Raw genomic sequence first — 16057 nt, 5'->3', positions numbered from 1 at the left:
AACAACGGATCCGGATGCAAGACTTATGGCTGTAAATAACAATGGTGTTGATGTTTGCTATAATGTTCAAACCGTTGTGGATGATAAGCACAGCTTAATCGTAGATATTAATGTCATCAACAATCCAACAGATCATGGGCAGCTAAGTGAAATGAGTAAGCAGGCTATTGATGCTTTTGAAGTAAATAGTATCAAATCTCTTGCGGATAAAGGGTACTATAATGCAGATGACCTAAAAGCATGTGATAAAGAAAATATTACAACATATGTTGCAAAGCAAGTGTTTTCAAACTCTACAGGTGAAAGAGAATTTTATTGTGACAGGTTTAAGTATGATAAAGAGAAGGATGTTTATGTTTGTCCTGCCGGATATAACCTAAAATGCACAATAAAGACCCCTATAAAAGAGGATACTAAACATATCGAGTATGCCAATTATGAAGCCTGTAGTAAATGCCAGTATAAAGACAAATGTACAACTAGTAAACAAGGAAGAACAATTAGAAGATGTGTAGATCAGGATTTTTTAGATTCGGTTGACGAAAGGACGGCTAAAAACAAGGAATTATATAAAAGACGTCAAATGATTGTAGAACACCCTTTTGGTACAATAAAAAGAGGCTGGGGGTTATCGTATTTTCTGACGAGAGGATTGCAGTCAGTAAAGACGGAGATCTCTTTGGCTTTTTTAGCCTATAACATGAAAAGGGCAATAAATATATTAGGAATTAAAGAAATGATTAAGAGATTAGAAGGATTACTACATCTTTCTAATCTCTACAAAGCATATATTAACATATACTGGGAAATCATGAGGACTATCCGTGTGAAATATGAGCCTATATAAAATTTTATTGGAAATTAGCATAGGTTTACATCGGTTAAGATTTCCGTTTTCACACGTTCTGACGGTTCTTTCGTCTTGGTCCCCTTGTTTTTCAGGATCTAAAATTGACAAAATCTTAATGTAGTCAAATGGATGAATCATTCCTGCATTTTGTTGCGGGATACCAGCAAAGTTGTTAGCAGCAAGGAAAGAGGGGTCAGGCTTGAAATATTTCTTTATTTACGGTGAAATTATCTAAAATGATGAGCGTGTCGAGAAAATAGCGAATTCACTATCAATGTGCCTCATATCATGTAATGGTTAGAGGCAATACTGGAGAAAAAGTACGATTAGACGAAACAAATAAGTGAATAATTTGCCTGATCCCAAAGTACAGAAGCGGAGATACTGATATAGGAGACCCTTAAAATAGGTTGTATTTATCCTATTTTAAGCCTTCTTTGACAAATCGTATCAAAGGGGCTTAAAAAGTAGTGGAATGAAATGTCATACTCCGTTTTCCGGCATGTTACGGACAGTTTAAACTTTTGAGCTTTCTATGCTAGTTTGTTTTAACAACTCATCAAGACGTTTGGCAATTTTCTTTCTGATCATGAGCATGGTATCAAGTTTTTTGTAGAGTTGGTCATTCAAGCGGTTTAGTATTTCAGGATCGGTGGTTTCATCGATGTTGACGTATTTTGATTGACCATTGTCTTTATAGCTGAAGCAGGTTCTTTGACCACATTCATCCTTGAATTGAGCCATTAGGCTATTCGCTTTTCTTCTTAATGCCTGTTCTCGGGCATTGGTAACGTCGAATTGAAAATATGGTTTTATAAGGTCAACGACAGCATCTGTTGTAATTTCACTTAGCCCTGCCATTTGCTTCAGGATTTCGTTCCTTGCTTGTTTCTCCAATGTGATGGTTTTGCTCATATACTCAGTCCTTTCAGAAAATTATTTATTTTCATTATCTTTGCTACCGCTTCATTCGCTTTTCTTTGTTCATTTTTGAAATTAAGAGGACCATTAAGATAATCAGCCCAGGCCTTAAGGTGTTTGTCATCCACCTCTAGCTTTCGAATCTCTGATAATATATTACTGAATTTTTTTGCGGTTGCTGCGCAAAATGTTTGATAATCATGGCTAGCCGCGGCATTGAGACTTCTTTCCTGTTCGTTTTTCTTTCTCTCCTGCGCTAAGTATAATACTCTGGATCTGGTTGGAAGTTTATTGTTTTCTCTGGCTTCTGATTTTACCTGTTCAACCAAATCCTTATTATCTGCCAAAATTTCAAAGCGTTTTTGTTGATTTGTAGTAAAGTTAAACTCTTTCACAATCTGTGATTTGGTTTTCTGAGGTAGGGATAGATTTTCACAGGTATGATTCGAGGCATTTCCAACTTCGGTCCACCGGTGGACCGAAGTCAAATCGCTTCTGGTTCCTTGGGCAGTGGGGATGTTTTTTAATAATTCACCAATCCTAACTTCAGCATCCAATAATGCTTCGGCTAGCATCCGGCCTTCTTCTTTTTTTTGATCCCTTACCGCCTGAGCCAATTTCAATTTTTCTATAGCTCTTATTTCTGCCCGGACGGAGGCCAGTTTCTCTCTTCCAACCAAAATGAATTTGCTCAAATCCTCTAATGTTACAGGCAGGTTAGATTTGCATTTTTCTATTTTAAAATTATCCATCTGTTTTTTCTCACATTTCCTAAATAAGTTTATAATGAGCGAGTGAATCATTACATTACAAATCAAAATGCAATCAATAACTTCCATACAATACGAATGATATATGGATGCGCAAACGCTGTAAGTGTATGCACATATTTACATAATATGAATAAGCGTATTATATTGTTACCATGAATAGTAATTCCTTGTCTTTTAGTACGGGATGAAAAAGGAGGATGAAAATTCAGTGACGGTTCAAAATCACTGAAAAAGTGCTGATTTGCCGGCAGTGCAACAGAGGGACAAGCTTTATTACCTCTAAAATATCTGGAAACATTACATCACACACAAATTGCAATATAGCACTCAAAAAAGCTCGCTTTATTAGTGGTCTCGGATCGTCCCCATGCATCTATGCATTGACATAAAAGGGGTGGAATAGGCTAAATATCTCAAGATATCACAAATATGTTCCAAATTAGGCAGGATTCTTAATAATTTTGAGCAATTTGAAAAGATACGTTATGATAAATTTGTTCAAAGAGGCGGCTTTAGAAAAAGACTATTGCTAAAGGAAGAGAAGAATGAGTAAAGAAGTAACAACTATATTTGGATTATATGAGCAAGAGGAAGTATAGGGAGGTCCTATTGCTTCCGAAACAACAGATGAGGAGACGATTAGTGCAAAAACTTTTTTCATCAATGGCTGTGAACGGTGGACATGATGGTTCTTTCGTCTTGGTTCCATTGTCTTGCAGGACATACAGTACACAAAATCTTTATGCAGTCAAATGGATGAATTATTCCTGCATTTCATTGTGGGATACTAGCAAAGTTGTTAGTAGTATATATAAATCAAAGATGAAAAAGATTCATGTGCTTAAGTTTTTCACCAATAAAATTACTGATAAGGACAGCATATCATTAGATAAAATCTTACATAATAGTACAAAATTAATCTAAATAGCTTGCATTATTTCCCTTAAATAGTATATAATTATTGCGAGGAAAATTAGAAAAGTCGCCATGGTTTTTGAGTGTGCCAGCACTCAAAAACTAATGCAGGCAAAAGGACTGCCTACACCAACAGTAGACGTATCGCCAGATACAAGTGTATCCGATGATACGCGGCTGTCATGCGACCTTATGTTATTATACAGCATTTGACTTTTATTTTCAATAACATAAAAGCACACGTGTAGGAGAGTAGTATATTTTCTGCGCGTGCGCTTTTTTAATTTTCCTCTCAGATACTTTTATTTGAGAGGAAAATATATAATGAAGAATAGCGTGAAAAAACCAATCAAATCAGCGGAGGAGCTATCTGATCTTGTTTATCGTTCGGAAAGTAATCATCGATCTAGCAGCTCTTCCACAGGAAGCGGGCAATGCATTGATAGTAATGAATTGGAAATAAAAAAAGAATCCATTAATCAACTGAGGCAGCAGTTGCATTTATTAATGATTCAACCTGAATGTAACCTAGTCAGTGAAGAAGTTTTGAGCATTAGCCGGGCGTTGGATGAACTCGTTTGTGATTATCAAAAAGCATTTGGGTATTTTAAAGAATGGAAACAGCAACAGAAGCGGATGCTGAATCAAAGTCAGAATAGGAGATGCTGCTATGGGAGAGAGTAAAGTGGAGCATCTCAACGTATTGCTAAATGTACAAAAGCTGGACTCTTTTCTGCATGAGTTTTCAAAATACAGTGAAGAGCAAAAGATTCATTGTGTCCGGCGCGTCGAGGATAAGTGTATGGAGAGATTGGTGGATTTCGTAAGTTTCATGATTACGTTGCAAGATTTGGCGGATATTTGGTACGCCGGTTACGAAGAAGAAAGCAGAAACAGGCACTACCACAACAGCCGGTATCATGGACTTAACCTTCACAGTGTTTTTGATAAAGGCACAGTTGAGTTCCGGCTCTTCAACGGAACGACTCATGCAGGAAAGATTAAAGCATAGAAATGCATATCTTAGTGCAAAGGAAAATCCGGCTGAAGAGAATCTCTTCCGGCAGTTAAGGCTTAACCAATGGGTGAAACAATCAACCCGTTGGATGCCTATGGATAAGTGGGATGAGTGTGCTTTTAAGATAGATATTGATACTTTACGAGGCAGGGAATGCTATGCAGGGCTTGATCTGTCAAGCACCACGGATATTACAGTTTTTGTATTGGTGTTTCCACCAAGAATAGCTGATGAAAAATATATTGTGTTACCATACTTTTGGATACCAGATGAGAATATGAAGATAAGAGTAAGGAGAGATCATGTTCCATATGATGTGTGGGAGCAGCAAGGTTATCTGAAAACTACAGAAGGAAACGTTGTTCATTATGGGTTTATAGAAGCATTTATCGAAGAGCTTGGGATGAAGTATAACATAAAAGAAATAGCCTTTGACCGATGGGGTGCAGTTCAGATGGTACAAAATCTTGAGGGGATGGGTTTTACGGTAGTTCCTTTTGGACAAGGTTATAAAGATATGTCACCATCTTCTAAAGAGTTAATGAAACTTACGTTGGAGGAGAAAATAGCACACGGGGGAAACCCGGTGCTTAGGTGGATGATGGATAATATCTATATAAAAACAGATCCTGCCGGTAATATTAAACCGGATAAAGAAAAAAGTACTGAACGTATTGATGGGGCAGTGGCTCTTATTATGGCATTGGATAGGGCGATAAGGAATGAGAATAAGACCAGTGTTTATGATGAGAGAGGAATTTTGATTATATAATTAAGTGAAAATCCTTGACGCTTATGCTTATGCTGATTATAATCTAAGCATAAGTGTCAAGAGGAGATATTCTGATGACTAGATTTGAAAAAAATGTCTTTAAAATGGTATTTATGAATTATATAGGATGAATTTAGTTAGCCAATTAGAGTATATTCGATTGTTGAACGCCGATAAATGTGTTATAATAAACTTAGATAGACATTTAACGTTTGTATCTTGGAAAATGTTGATATTTACTTGAAGGAGGGATTGTAGAATGGCAACGTCATCATTTAGTAAAGATTTCACGTTAGATAGTAAAAAGGCTGTGGATTCTTTTACAAAAATAATTTCTACACCTGCTAAAAGCGTGAAAATAGATAGAACATTAATATCGCCCACTAGTGAGAGGCGAGGTGAGCAAAAATTAAAGCAAATGTTATCTCGCTAAAGAAACTAATAGAAATGAGTGATGAGCAAAAAGCTCAAGAACTTATTTCTATTTTTGTGTGTGAAAAGGATCCGGATATAGAGAACTTTTTAAAGGAAAAGGCTATTTTGTTTGAAAAGATTGGGAAAAGTAGAACTTTCCTGGTTTTTAATGAAGAGGCAGAAGAGTTTGGAGTTTTAGCTTATTTCACTATAGCATTACAAGTTCTTAAGGTTCGCGAATCTTTATCCAATCGTAAGATTAAAAATTTTGATGGATTTAATGCTAAAATAAATGGTGAAAGGATTACTGAATTTCCAGCCATTTTGATTGGACAAGTTGGTAAAAATAGTCTGTATAAAGACAATATTTCAGGTTACGATTTAATGCAGTATTGTATGAATACAGTTTTAGATGGACAGATGCGTATTGCTGGAAGGATAGTAATGCTTGAATGTAGAAACATACCGTATCTCATTGAGCTTTATGGGCAATTTGGGTTTACTATACTTGAAAAAGATTATGCAGAAGATGAATTGCTACAACTCATAAAGATACTTCGGGAAGAAGAGCTAATTGAAAAGCAAGGTATTGGAGAGGCCTAAATAAGTCTCTTTTTTTATGCTCATTTTTAGGAGGAATCGTAATGAGAGTACTGTTAATATCAAAATTCTTTGAACTAAGGGCTGGTCCTAAAAACAGCCTATTTAACAGTACTTACAGTTTTTTCTTTGGCAGCTCTAGCAGCGGGAAAACTGTCAGTGAAAAAACTGCGCTGCAAACCACGGTAGTTTATGCTTGTGTCAGGATTCTATCCGAGACTATCGCAAGCTTACCGCTTCATACTTATAAATACACAGCCGGTGGAAAAGAAAAAGTAACCAATCATCCGCTATATTACCTGCTCCATGATGAGCCAAACCCAGAGATGACTTCATTCGTGTTTCGAGAGACACTGATGAGTCATCTTTTATTATGGGGAAATGCCTATGCACAGATCATTCGTGATGGTAGGGGGCAGGTTATAGCACTCTATCCTTTACTACCAAATAGGATGAGTGTAGATAGAACAAGCAGTGGTGAGATTTATTATATCTATACCAAAGACGATGGTGAGAATCCGAACATGCAAGGTTATGGGCAAGTGTATTTAAGAAAAGAAGAAGTATTGCATATACCAGGCTTGGGCTTTGATGGCTTAGTGGGTTATTCGCCAATTGCTATGGCAAAGAATGCAATAGGTATGGCAATAGCGACTGAAGAATATGGTGCGAAGTTTTTTGCCAATGGTGCAAATCCCGGTGGCGTGCTGGAGCACCTGGGTGTAGTGAAAGATCCTAAACGTGTGCGGGATAGTTGGAATACAGTTTATCAGGGAAGCGCTAATGCTCATCGTGTTGCGGTGTTGGAAGAGGGGATGAAGTATCAGTCAATAGGAATTCCACCGGAACAGGCACATTTGAATCAAAAAGTAACACTGGACTTTGGTGCAAATATAACTTTTGCAGGAGATTTTTCATTACAATCAAAGTCTACATGGGTAGATTTTATAAATAAAACTGAAAATGATGTTTTATCAAAACCGGGCAACTTTGAGCTGTATTTTGAAGAGGAGCAGTTTGATGAATTCGTGGAACGGCTCAAATCCACTGAAATAAAGTATGTTCACGATGTCCTTGTTATATTGCCATAAATCTGTTATAAAATGATTCTTTTGCTTTTAGAAGTTCTTTTGAATATCTGCCATTTCTAGGTGTAAGTTGTTTATATTCGGAAATAATCATTTTTGCACGCTGTTTCTTTTGAATAATAACGAGATAAGGTTTAACTTCTCGTAACAGTTCTATTGCATCAGTATATTTCACTGTATAGGTATATGAATTTTCATGTTTAGAGGGTTTATAATTTTTTTTGATTTTATAGATCCAACTCCAATTCTAGTTTTTATATATTCAAGTAATTCTAGTGAGGTTGAGGCAATACTGACACAAGGGAAAGATGATGAGAAAAGTGGTTTAAGTGGTTGTGGTAGCTGGGGGTTTGTGCATTTCCATTTTGCGAAATCAGTTTATTTGAAAGATTGGCTAATGGCTGAATTACTTGATAAACAGGATCTTTTAAGATTTTTTAATGAGTGAAGCTAAACGATGGACTGTTGTATTCGTATAAGAAATAGCAGATTTCTTAGAAATTTCTGTGATTTTATTGACCTTGTTCGAATAAACGAATAAAATAGAATTTGGAAAACATTTCAATCGTTAGATGTCCATGACGTGTGATATGTTTGAATACATAACTGCTAAAGAAGCAGCAGAAAAATGGGGAATTTCTCAGCGGAGAGTCCAGGTTTTATGTGTTGAAGGAAGAATAGCTGGGGCAAAGAAGTATGCTTTTGTTTGGGCTATACCAAAGGATGCGGAAAAGCCCAAAGATGAGAGGATTGTTAGCGGAAAGCATGTAAAAGAATGGGGTTTATAATGACTGGTAAAAATTTACACGAAGGGCATAGAAAAAGAGTAAAAGAAAGATTCTTAAAAGAGGGATTAGATTCATTTAATGATCATCAGGTACTTGAATTACTAATGTTTTATGCTATTCCGATGAAAGATACTAATGAACTAGCGCATAGAATGATTAAAGAATTTGGTTCATTGTCAGGATTGTTTGAAGCTAACCCGAAGGATATATGTAATAAATGCGGAGTTAGTGAAAATTCTGCTATATTAATTTCTCTAGTACCATCTCTTGCAAGAAGATACTTCAAAGGGAAATGGGGAGAAAAAATTGTTCTAAATAGTGCTTCAAAAGCAGGAGAGTATTCTGTTTCATTATTTGTTGGGAAGCATTATGAAAATTTTTACATAATATGTCTTGACTCTCAAAACAGGGTAAAACACTCAGCTCTTGTTCATGAAGGATCGATAAATGAAGTGCCGGTATATCCAAGAATTATTGTTGAATTGGCTCTTCGTCATCAAGCACATAGTATTATCTTAGCACATAATCATCCCGGCGGTAGCTTGAAACCCTCTCAAGAAGATATTAATATAACAAATACGATTGTTTCTGTTTTAGAATCAATTGATATAAAAGTTAGAGATCATATTATTGTATCTGGAGATAAGTATATAAGTCTAAAGCAAAATAATTTTTTATAGGAGCGAAAAGATGGAGGATATAATAAGAAGGATTATACAATTTAGAAACGATAGAGATTGGAAAAAGTTTCATTCCCCAGAAAACCTGGCAAAATCAATTTCAATTGAGGCAGCGGAACTTTTGGAAAACTTTCAATGGAGCAATGAATATTGCTTAGAAAACGTAGCTGATGAACTTGCTGATGTAATTATATATTCAATACTAATGGCAGATGCTTTGAACATTGATTTTATTGATGCAATGAGTAAAAAATTAGAAAAAAATAATGAGAAATATCCAATAGATAAAGCTAAAGGTAACAGTAAAAAATATACAGAATTTTGAGGTAATATTATGATTATTTATGAGGCAACAAAAGGTGACTTTGTAAATGATGTAATTAATGATGCAATTGCAATTAAAATTTATAATACTTTTAAAGAAAAATCAGTACATACTACAGCTGGAGAAATTAATTCATGGAATAATTCTATGGAATACATGAATAAAGTTTTGAATACAACTCAAATACCAGATAATTGCGGGGTTGCAATTGAATACAGGATTCCAAGAACAAGTAATAGAATTGATTTTATTTTGTCTGGAATAGATGAGTCAAATAACAATTCAGCAGTCATAATTGAACTAAAACAATGGGACAAGCAAGTTGAAGCTGTTGTAGATAGAGATGGAATAGTTAAGACAAAATATTACGGAGGAAGGCCTATTGAGCATCCATCATATCAAGCATGGTCATATGCAAAGCTGATTTCAAATTATAATGAGTCTGTTCAAAACAACCTTGTTAATTTATATCCATGTGCATATTTACATAATTATTTTATCAATCAAGATGATCCAATTCTTCATCATGTTTACGACTATTATACTTCACAATCACCAGTATTTACAAAAGGTGATGTTTTCAAGCTGAGAGAATTTATTTCTAGGTACATAGTGAAACCTGACCAAAAGAAAATATTATATATGATTGAAAACGGGAAAATTAGGCCAGCTAAATCACTCCAAGAAAGCCTTGAAAAAATGCTAAAAGGGAATGAAGAGTTTACAATGATTGGAGAGCAAAAAGTTGTATTAGAAGAAGGTCTGTTTTTAGCAAGAAACTCCTATAAAACTGGTAAGAAGAATATTCTTATTGTTCAAGGTGGACCCGGAACGGGAAAGTCGGTTGTAGCGATTAATTTATTGGTAAAGTTAACTTGTGAAAATATGGTTTGCCAATATGTTACAAAGAACCAAGCTCCTCGTGAAGTTTATTCAAGCAAGCTTCAATCAAGTTTCAAAAAATCATATATTCAAAACCTTTTTAAAGGTTCAGGCGTTTATTTTGAGTCTCAGAAAAATGAATTTGATGCATTGATTGTTGATGAAGCGCACCGTTTGGCAGAAAAATCTGGAATGTTCAAAAACAAAGGAGAAAATCAAATCAAAGAAATCATTAATGCAGCCAAATTTGCAGTATTCTTTATTGATGAAAGTCAAAGGATTCATATTGATGATTTTGGCAGGAAATCTGAAATATATAAATATGCCGACTTATATAATGTGAATGTTGTTGAAATGATATTAGAATCTCAATTTAGGTGTAATGGCTCTGCTGGATATATTTCATGGCTGGATGATGTTCTTGGTATTAGGAATACTGCAAATTCTGATGGATTCGAATTTGATTATGAATTTAGGATAGTTGAAAACCCCAATGAATTGAGAACGCTAATAAATGAAAAAAATAACATAAATAATAAATCTAGAATTGTTGCAGGTTATTGTTGGGATTGGGCTAAAGAAGGAAGAACAAATGAAAATATATATGACATAAATATTAATGAATTTGATTTCCATATGAGTTGGAATTTGAATAACTCTACTACATGGGCGATTGATAGGGATTCAGTCAATCAGGCTGGATGTATTCACACTTCTCAAGGGCTAGAATTTGATTATATTGGTGTGATTATTGGGAAAGATTTGATTTATGATGGTGAAAAGGTTGTAACTGATTTTACTGAAAGAGCCAATACAGATCAATCATTGAAAGGAATTAAAAAGCTATACAAAGAAAATAAAGAAGAAGCATTAAAAATTGCAGATGAAATAATAAAAAATACTTACAGAACATTAATGACTAGAGGGCAAAAAGGTTGCTATGTTTATTGTTGCGATAACGGCTTGAGTGAATATTTTAAAGAAAGACTCAATTTAATCAAAAAAGCGGAAGAATATTTTAAATTCAAGTTTATTAGGAAAAAAGCTGCGGAGGATGAAGATGAATATTCTTTAGATTAATTTTGAAAATGGTCAATCCGTGTCCTTGGGCTCTGCTATGACATTAGACATGCCTACCAGGGAGACCGAGAGGTTGAGCTTGTTGACAACAATATGGACGAAGACAAAATGAAGTGGCACTCCATCATTGCTCCAAAAAGCAATGTATATTACAGCTGCAATTATCTTTACCCTGAGATGTTTTTCGTAATGTTTGCCTTGAATGCGCTTTTAAAACTGCGGATCAGGGATCTGGCAAAGGCAAAATACATCTACAAAGAAGCCATGGACAAGAAGGTTATCTGGAATGAAACAATTGCAACCATCCGGCTTTTCCAGGCTGAATTTGTGAAATGTGTCAAAGGTACTTTTACAGAGGCTACCTTTGCCAGATGGATGAATGTGATGAATAGTGATTATATAAGTATTAAGGATATTGCCGGACAGTATGTTGATTTGTTGAATATCAAATACATAAATATGCCTAAGGAGAAGCGGCTGAAAAACCTGTCCTCTATTGCCAAGAGAATAGCAGAATTCAGGTATGACAATGACCATAAGGAGATAAAGGGAGTTGTTATGGAAGCGGCAAGGGAGCATCGATGTGAGCCTAGGGCAATTAAGTTACAGGGGATTGAATATATGGAATATTTTGGACGGTGAAGGGAGTACAAAAATGGCTGAGGGTAAAGATAAAAAACTTCAGATTCGCAACAGCACAGCAGAATTCTTAATTTTTACATCACAAAAAGGTGAAAATTCTATTGATGTTTTGGTGGCTGACGAGAATGTGTGGTTAACCCGGGATATGATTGCAACCCTATATGAAAAGGGCCGTTCGACCATTACAGAACATTTAAAAAATATATTTGCGGATGGTGAATTAGAAGAGAATTCAGTATGTCGGAATTTCCGACGAACTGCTTCAGACGGCAAAGAATATAATACAAAATTTTATAATTTAGAAGCTGTAATTGCGGTAGGATTCAGAGCAAACTCAGACAGGGCAATTCAGTTTCGTCAGTGGTCAATTACTGTGTTAAAAGACTTTTCTATTCGTGGTTATGTGCTTGATAAAGAGCGGCTTAAAAATGGGACCTTTTTAAACGAAGAGTATTTCGACCATTTGCTTGAAGAGATCAGAGAAATCAGAGCAAGTGAAAGAAGATTTTATCAAAAGATAACAGATATATATGCTACGGCAATGGACTATTCACCAACAGCTGTTACTACCCAAAAGTTTTTTAAAACTGTACAAAATAAGCTTCATTTTGCAATCCATGGGAAAATAGCAGCAGAGCTTATTGTAGATAGAGCGAATGCAGAAAAAGAAAATATGGGACTTACTACATGGAGAAACTCACCCAGAGGTAAAATATTGAAAAGTGATGTTCTGGTGGCGAAAAACTATTTGACGCTGGAAGAAATGGACTCATTAAATAGAATTGTTACCATGTATTTGGATTACGCTGAAAATCAGGCAAAAAGAAGAATACCAATGACTATGGAGGATTGGGCTAATAGACTCAATGCTTTCTTACAGTTTAATGAATATGATCTCTTGAATAATTCCGGAAAAGTTACGGCGGAGGTTGCAAAAGCCTTTGCAGAAAGTGAATTTAAAAAGTATAGGATTGTGCAGGACAGGCTTTTTGAGAGTGATTTTGACAGGCTTTTGAAGGAAACGGATAAGAGTGATAAGTCTTGAGTAAAGCAGGTAATAACCATGAGCAGAAAAAAACAAAGAGTCAGGTGCGAACTTTACACCGGTGACATACGTCACCTAACAGATGAGGAAATAAAAGCAATCCTTCGTGCTGCCGACGAACTTATTGCAACGGGAGGAAGGAGCATGCTTGCCAAAATCCTTAAAGGTTCCAAAGACAAAAAGGTTCTAGAGTATGGTCTGGATCAATGCCCTGTCTATGGATACTACCGGGAGTTGACCTTGCAGCAAATAACCAACCGGATTGATTGGATGATAAAGAAGGGCTACCTTGAAATTGAATACAGGGACAGGCTTCCCATGCTTGTTTTCTCAGATATCGGATGGGAGATTGAGCGGGAAACCTATGCGGAGGAACTGCTTCAAAAGCTTACGAAACTTCTGGATGGGAGAGACTACAGCTTTGTCCAGGAGTTGAAGGACAGGAACAGGGGAATGATATTGTTATTGATTGAGAAAATAAAGCTGACCGGCAATGCAAGGTTTATACCGCTGCTTAAAGCCTGGAAAGAAATTGAATACAAGAAAGTACAAGCTGAAATACAGAGAGTCATAGATTATCTTATGAAGGACGGAACAATATTTTGATGAATTTGAATAACTTTGAAAGCTACATTGATAGAATAATCTATTTGCGTGGATATGATTATTATGAAAACGGCTATGTCAATTTTGTTAAGGAAACAGAGGAACATGTATATGTGGCAGAGGTTGAAGGGACTGAAACCTATACCATTGATGTTGAGCTTGATGACAACCTGAATATTGTTGAAACGCTATGTGACTGTCCCTTTAATATGGAAGAATACTGTAAGCATCAGGTAGCTGTATTTCTTACTTTAAGGGATATGAAGAGTAATGCATCCGTAAAGAAGAATTCTGCAGCTAACAATACAATATCAATAGAACCAGGAGCTAAACACTTGGCAGCGAAGAAAAATAACGAACCCGATATTGAGCAAATCCTATCGACAAGAAGTAAGGAAGAACTTATAGACTTTCTTCTAGAAATTGCAGCCGAAAATGAAGAAGTTAAGCAGCGAATATTGCTGGAGTTTGATGATGGGGATGATGAAGAGGAGATATTAAAAGCGGTTTCTCTTATCCAAACCTTTATCAGAAACAATTCCGACCGCCATGGATTTGTAAATTACAGAGACACTTATAATGCTGTAAATGGTGCTGAACTTGTGCTTGATAAGGCTGATTCGGTTTGCGATGAAGGTAAAACAATCCATGCGGTAAACCTTGCACTATGTGTAGTGCGGGAAATGGTAGATTTGATTCAAAATGCTGATGACTCCAGTGGGACAATAGGAGGAGTAATTGAACGCGGATTCGGCGTTATTGTTGAAATTATCGAAAATACAGAATTAAGCTCATCTGAAAAAAATATTGTATTCGAAAATTTAATGAAAGAGGTTTCTCACAGACGCTATGATGGTTGGACTGACTGGAGACTGGACTTCCTTGAAATTTGTTCAAGACTATCTGACACACCAGACTTGAGGAATAAATTAGAAAAGCATATGACACTATTTGGAAAGAATGAAGATATTGATTCCTGGGGCGGCAGCTATTTCGCAGAAAAAGTGAATCAAATCAGATACAATATGATTTTGCACAATGACGGGGAGAAGAAGGCACAGGAGTTTACTGAGCAAAACCTCCATTTTTCGAGTTTTAGAAAAATGACTATAGAGCGAGCGATGCAGAGCAAGGATTATGAGCAGGTAATTAAGCTTGCTCTTGATGGGGAAGCAAAGGATAAAGGTTTGCCAGGCCTTCTGGATGACTGGAGGAAGTATCGCTATAAAGCGTATAAGCTTTCAGGAAAGCTTGATAAGCAGCGTGGATTAGCAATGGATTTTATTTTGGATGGAAGCTTTGAATTTTATAAGGAGTTAAAAAGTACCTATGATCTAAACGATTGGATTGCCGTTTATCCAAAGATTATCTTCCTGTTGAAAAATCAAAAGAGGATTTATTCTGACATTTATACCCGTATTCTGATAGAGGAAGGCGAAAAGGAAAAACTCCTTGAGTATGTTAAGAAAAGTCCTTCATCGGTTGAAAGTTACTATAAGTATCTTATTCCAGAATTTAAGGAAGAAGTGTATGATTTGTTTCTGAAACATATTGAACAGACTGCATCAAGGGCTGGCAACAGAAGGGATTACCAAGGAGTTTGTGCTATTATTCGGAACTTGAAAAAAGCAGGAGGAAAAGACCAGGCATTGGAAATCAAACAGAAGCTTTTTACTAAATATGCAAATAGACCGGCATTCAGGGATGAATTGACAAGGGTATGAAACATACAGGAGAAGAGAATAAAAAGAGCATTGATTATTCTTCAAACATTATTTGTAGTTAATTACGTGATACAGATTATATAATACGAACATCGAACAGATTTTATTTCACAGCACGAAGGGAGAGTTAAAATGAAAAAATGGTTTACAGTCGATCATATTGATGCAGACACTCACATTATTAGCGAATACCGCCATTGGGAGGAAACCCACTGCTACCTGCTTGAAGGTCGAAAACGGTGCTTACTCATCGACACCGGGCTGGGCATTTCTAATATTTCCGAAGAGGTGAAAAAACTGACGGATAAACCGGTAACTGCTGTAGCAACGCACATCCACTGGGATCATATCGGTGGACACAAATATTATCCGGATTTTTATGCCCATGAGGCGGAGTTGAACTGGCTGAACGGGGAGTTCCCGCTGACGATGGATACTATCCGGGACATGGTCATAGATCGCTGCGATTTGCCAGAGGGTTATGATGTAAACACTTATGAGTTCTTTCAGGGAACGCCTATACGGACACTGCACGACGGCGACACCATAGATCTGGGTGGGCGTGTGATCACTGTGTTGCATACGCCGGGACACTCTCCGGGACATATGTGTTTTTGGGAACCTCAGCGTGGTTACATATTTACCGGCGATCTTGTCTACAAGGACACGCTGTTTGCGTACTACCCTTCCACCGACCCACAGGCATATCTTGAGTCGCTTGAAGTTATTGCGGCACTTCCTGTAAAAAGAGTATTTCCAGCTCATCACAGTCTGGACATTCAGCCCAAAATTTTGAACAGTATGAGAAACGCTTTCCGCCAGCTGAAAGCGGAGGGCAACCTACATCATGGCAGTGGCACCTTTGATTACGGCGATTGGGCTGTATGGCTTTGATGATATAAATTCCAGTTTGTTAATGATTCAGCATTAAAAG

General features: G+C 36.4%; 17 protein-coding genes and 2 pseudogenes. 17 read left to right on the top strand and 2 right to left on the bottom strand.

Annotated elements, in window-relative coordinates; all coding sequences use genetic code 11:
- The first annotated feature begins 25 nt into the window (after nucleotides 1–25).
- Nucleotides 26–847, top strand: a complete 822-nt coding sequence (locus QKW49_RS08205; protein ID WP_282867062.1) for a transposase — start codon at nucleotides 26–28, stop codon at nucleotides 845–847.
- Nucleotides 848–1366: 519 nt separating this feature from the next.
- Here QKW49_RS08205 and QKW49_RS08200 read toward each other — a convergent pair.
- Both QKW49_RS08200 and QKW49_RS08195 read right to left on the bottom strand, forming a co-directional pair.
- Entirely contained in the window at nucleotides 1367–1765 is a 399-nt protein-coding gene (locus tag QKW49_RS08200; RefSeq protein ID WP_282867061.1) for a hypothetical protein, read from the bottom strand.
- Nucleotides 1762–2523 (bottom strand): hypothetical protein, encoded by a 762-nt coding sequence (locus QKW49_RS08195; protein WP_282867059.1) that lies wholly within the window; start codon nucleotides 2521–2523, stop codon nucleotides 1762–1764. Before QKW49_RS08195 ends, QKW49_RS08200 begins: the two co-directional genes overlap by 4 nt.
- Before the next feature lie 1260 nt (nucleotides 2524–3783).
- Here QKW49_RS08195 and QKW49_RS08190 point away from each other — a divergent pair.
- From QKW49_RS08190 to QKW49_RS08115, 16 genes and pseudogenes are all read left to right on the top strand, one after another.
- Nucleotides 3784–4143 carry an aspartyl-phosphate phosphatase Spo0E family protein gene (locus QKW49_RS08190; protein WP_282867058.1) on the top strand — a complete coding sequence of 120 codons (360 nt, stop codon included), beginning with the start codon at nucleotides 3784–3786 and terminating at the stop codon, nucleotides 4141–4143.
- Nucleotides 4130–4468: pseudogene (locus QKW49_RS08185) on the top strand (amidoligase family protein); the annotation flags it as partial. The gene QKW49_RS08190 and the pseudogene QKW49_RS08185, both read left to right, overlap by 14 nt.
- A pseudogene (locus QKW49_RS08180) lies at nucleotides 4455–5249 on the top strand (terminase TerL endonuclease subunit); the annotation flags it as partial. The pseudogenes QKW49_RS08185 and QKW49_RS08180, both read left to right, overlap by 14 nt.
- Nucleotides 5250–5508: 259 nt before the next feature.
- The gene (locus QKW49_RS08175) at nucleotides 5509–5682 is read left to right on the top strand and encodes a hypothetical protein (protein ID WP_282867057.1); all 174 of its coding nucleotides are present in this window, start codon (nucleotides 5509–5511) and stop codon (nucleotides 5680–5682) included.
- A 14-nt stretch (nucleotides 5683–5696) separates the two neighbouring features.
- The gene (locus QKW49_RS08170) at nucleotides 5697–6266 is read left to right on the top strand and encodes a hypothetical protein (protein ID WP_282867056.1); all 570 of its coding nucleotides are present in this window, start codon (nucleotides 5697–5699) and stop codon (nucleotides 6264–6266) included.
- A gap of 41 nt (nucleotides 6267–6307) precedes the next feature.
- Nucleotides 6308–7354: a phage portal protein gene (locus QKW49_RS08165; RefSeq protein WP_282867055.1), complete on the top strand. Its 1047-nt coding sequence runs from the start codon at nucleotides 6308–6310 to the stop codon at nucleotides 7352–7354.
- 193 nt (nucleotides 7355–7547) lie between these two features.
- Complete coding sequence (locus tag QKW49_RS08160; protein WP_282867054.1) at nucleotides 7548–7799, top strand: hypothetical protein; 252 nt, start codon at nucleotides 7548–7550, stop codon at nucleotides 7797–7799.
- 142 nt (nucleotides 7800–7941) lie between these two features.
- The gene (locus tag QKW49_RS08155) at nucleotides 7942–8139 is read left to right on the top strand and encodes a DNA-binding protein (RefSeq protein ID WP_282867053.1); all 198 of its coding nucleotides are present in this window, start codon (nucleotides 7942–7944) and stop codon (nucleotides 8137–8139) included.
- Nucleotides 8139–8819 (top strand): DNA repair protein RadC, encoded by a 681-nt coding sequence (radC, locus tag QKW49_RS08150; protein ID WP_282867052.1) that lies wholly within the window; start codon nucleotides 8139–8141, stop codon nucleotides 8817–8819. The genes QKW49_RS08155 and radC overlap by 1 nt, the downstream gene beginning before the upstream one ends.
- Nucleotides 8820–8829: 10 nt before the next feature.
- The gene (locus tag QKW49_RS08145; RefSeq protein WP_282867051.1) at nucleotides 8830–9144 is read left to right on the top strand and encodes a nucleotide pyrophosphohydrolase; all 315 of its coding nucleotides are present in this window, start codon (nucleotides 8830–8832) and stop codon (nucleotides 9142–9144) included.
- Between the two features lie 9 nt (nucleotides 9145–9153).
- Nucleotides 9154–11106 carry a DUF2075 domain-containing protein gene (locus QKW49_RS08140; RefSeq protein WP_282867050.1) on the top strand — a complete coding sequence of 651 codons (1953 nt, stop codon included), beginning with the start codon at nucleotides 9154–9156 and terminating at the stop codon, nucleotides 11104–11106.
- Between the two features lie 93 nt (nucleotides 11107–11199).
- Nucleotides 11200–11748 (top strand): hypothetical protein, encoded by a 549-nt coding sequence (locus tag QKW49_RS08135; protein ID WP_282867049.1) that lies wholly within the window; start codon nucleotides 11200–11202, stop codon nucleotides 11746–11748.
- A 13-nt stretch (nucleotides 11749–11761) separates the two neighbouring features.
- A complete protein-coding gene (locus QKW49_RS08130; protein WP_282867048.1) occupies nucleotides 11762–12793 on the top strand; it encodes a virulence RhuM family protein in 1032 nt (343 codons plus the stop codon).
- A gap of 18 nt (nucleotides 12794–12811) precedes the next feature.
- Nucleotides 12812–13399, top strand: coding sequence for an RQC-minor-1 family DNA-binding protein (locus tag QKW49_RS08125; protein WP_282867047.1), 588 nt, complete (start codon nucleotides 12812–12814; stop codon nucleotides 13397–13399).
- Nucleotides 13399–15123 (top strand): SWIM zinc finger family protein, encoded by a 1725-nt coding sequence (locus QKW49_RS08120; RefSeq protein ID WP_282868093.1) that lies wholly within the window; start codon nucleotides 13399–13401, stop codon nucleotides 15121–15123. The genes QKW49_RS08125 and QKW49_RS08120 overlap by 1 nt, the downstream gene beginning before the upstream one ends.
- Nucleotides 15124–15255: 132 nt before the next feature.
- Nucleotides 15256–16017, top strand: a complete 762-nt coding sequence (locus QKW49_RS08115; protein ID WP_282867046.1) for an MBL fold metallo-hydrolase — start codon at nucleotides 15256–15258, stop codon at nucleotides 16015–16017.
- The last annotated feature ends 40 nt before the right edge of the window (nucleotides 16018–16057 follow it).

The sequence above is a fragment of the Petroclostridium sp. X23 genome (genome assembly GCF_030013905.1).
Classification (GTDB): domain Bacteria; phylum Bacillota; class Clostridia; order SK-Y3; family SK-Y3; genus X23.
The sequence above is the reverse complement of the archived record's forward strand: the minus strand, read 5'-3'. Positions and strand labels throughout refer to the sequence as shown.

What these genes read in the sequence shown, in the direction of transcription:
- QKW49_RS08205 (WP_282867062.1), top strand. Translation starts at nt 26, where the DNA reads ATGGCTGTAAATAACAATGGTGTTGATGTTTGCTATAATGTTCAAACC.
- QKW49_RS08200 (WP_282867061.1), bottom strand. Translation starts at nt 1,765, where the DNA reads ATGAGCAAAACCATCACATTGGAGAAACAAGCAAGGAACGAAATCCTG.
- QKW49_RS08195 (WP_282867059.1), bottom strand. Translation starts at nt 2,523, where the DNA reads ATGGATAATTTTAAAATAGAAAAATGCAAATCTAACCTGCCTGTAACA.
- QKW49_RS08190 (WP_282867058.1), top strand. Translation starts at nt 3,784, where the DNA reads ATGAAGAATAGCGTGAAAAAACCAATCAAATCAGCGGAGGAGCTATCT.
- QKW49_RS08175 (WP_282867057.1), top strand. Translation starts at nt 5,509, where the DNA reads ATGGCAACGTCATCATTTAGTAAAGATTTCACGTTAGATAGTAAAAAG.
- QKW49_RS08170 (WP_282867056.1), top strand. Translation starts at nt 5,697, where the DNA reads ATGAGTGATGAGCAAAAAGCTCAAGAACTTATTTCTATTTTTGTGTGT.
- QKW49_RS08165 (WP_282867055.1), top strand. Translation starts at nt 6,308, where the DNA reads ATGAGAGTACTGTTAATATCAAAATTCTTTGAACTAAGGGCTGGTCCT.
- QKW49_RS08160 (WP_282867054.1), top strand. Translation starts at nt 7,548, where the DNA reads ATGTTTAGAGGGTTTATAATTTTTTTTGATTTTATAGATCCAACTCCA.
- QKW49_RS08155 (WP_282867053.1), top strand. Translation starts at nt 7,942, where the DNA reads ATGTTTGAATACATAACTGCTAAAGAAGCAGCAGAAAAATGGGGAATT.
- radC (WP_282867052.1), top strand. Translation starts at nt 8,139, where the DNA reads ATGACTGGTAAAAATTTACACGAAGGGCATAGAAAAAGAGTAAAAGAA.
- QKW49_RS08145 (WP_282867051.1), top strand. Translation starts at nt 8,830, where the DNA reads ATGGAGGATATAATAAGAAGGATTATACAATTTAGAAACGATAGAGAT.
- QKW49_RS08140 (WP_282867050.1), top strand. Translation starts at nt 9,154, where the DNA reads ATGATTATTTATGAGGCAACAAAAGGTGACTTTGTAAATGATGTAATT.
- QKW49_RS08135 (WP_282867049.1), top strand. Translation starts at nt 11,200, where the DNA reads ATGGACGAAGACAAAATGAAGTGGCACTCCATCATTGCTCCAAAAAGC.
- QKW49_RS08130 (WP_282867048.1), top strand. Translation starts at nt 11,762, where the DNA reads ATGGCTGAGGGTAAAGATAAAAAACTTCAGATTCGCAACAGCACAGCA.
- QKW49_RS08125 (WP_282867047.1), top strand. Translation starts at nt 12,812, where the DNA reads ATGAGCAGAAAAAAACAAAGAGTCAGGTGCGAACTTTACACCGGTGAC.
- QKW49_RS08120 (WP_282868093.1), top strand. Translation starts at nt 13,399, where the DNA reads ATGAATTTGAATAACTTTGAAAGCTACATTGATAGAATAATCTATTTG.
- QKW49_RS08115 (WP_282867046.1), top strand. Translation starts at nt 15,256, where the DNA reads ATGAAAAAATGGTTTACAGTCGATCATATTGATGCAGACACTCACATT.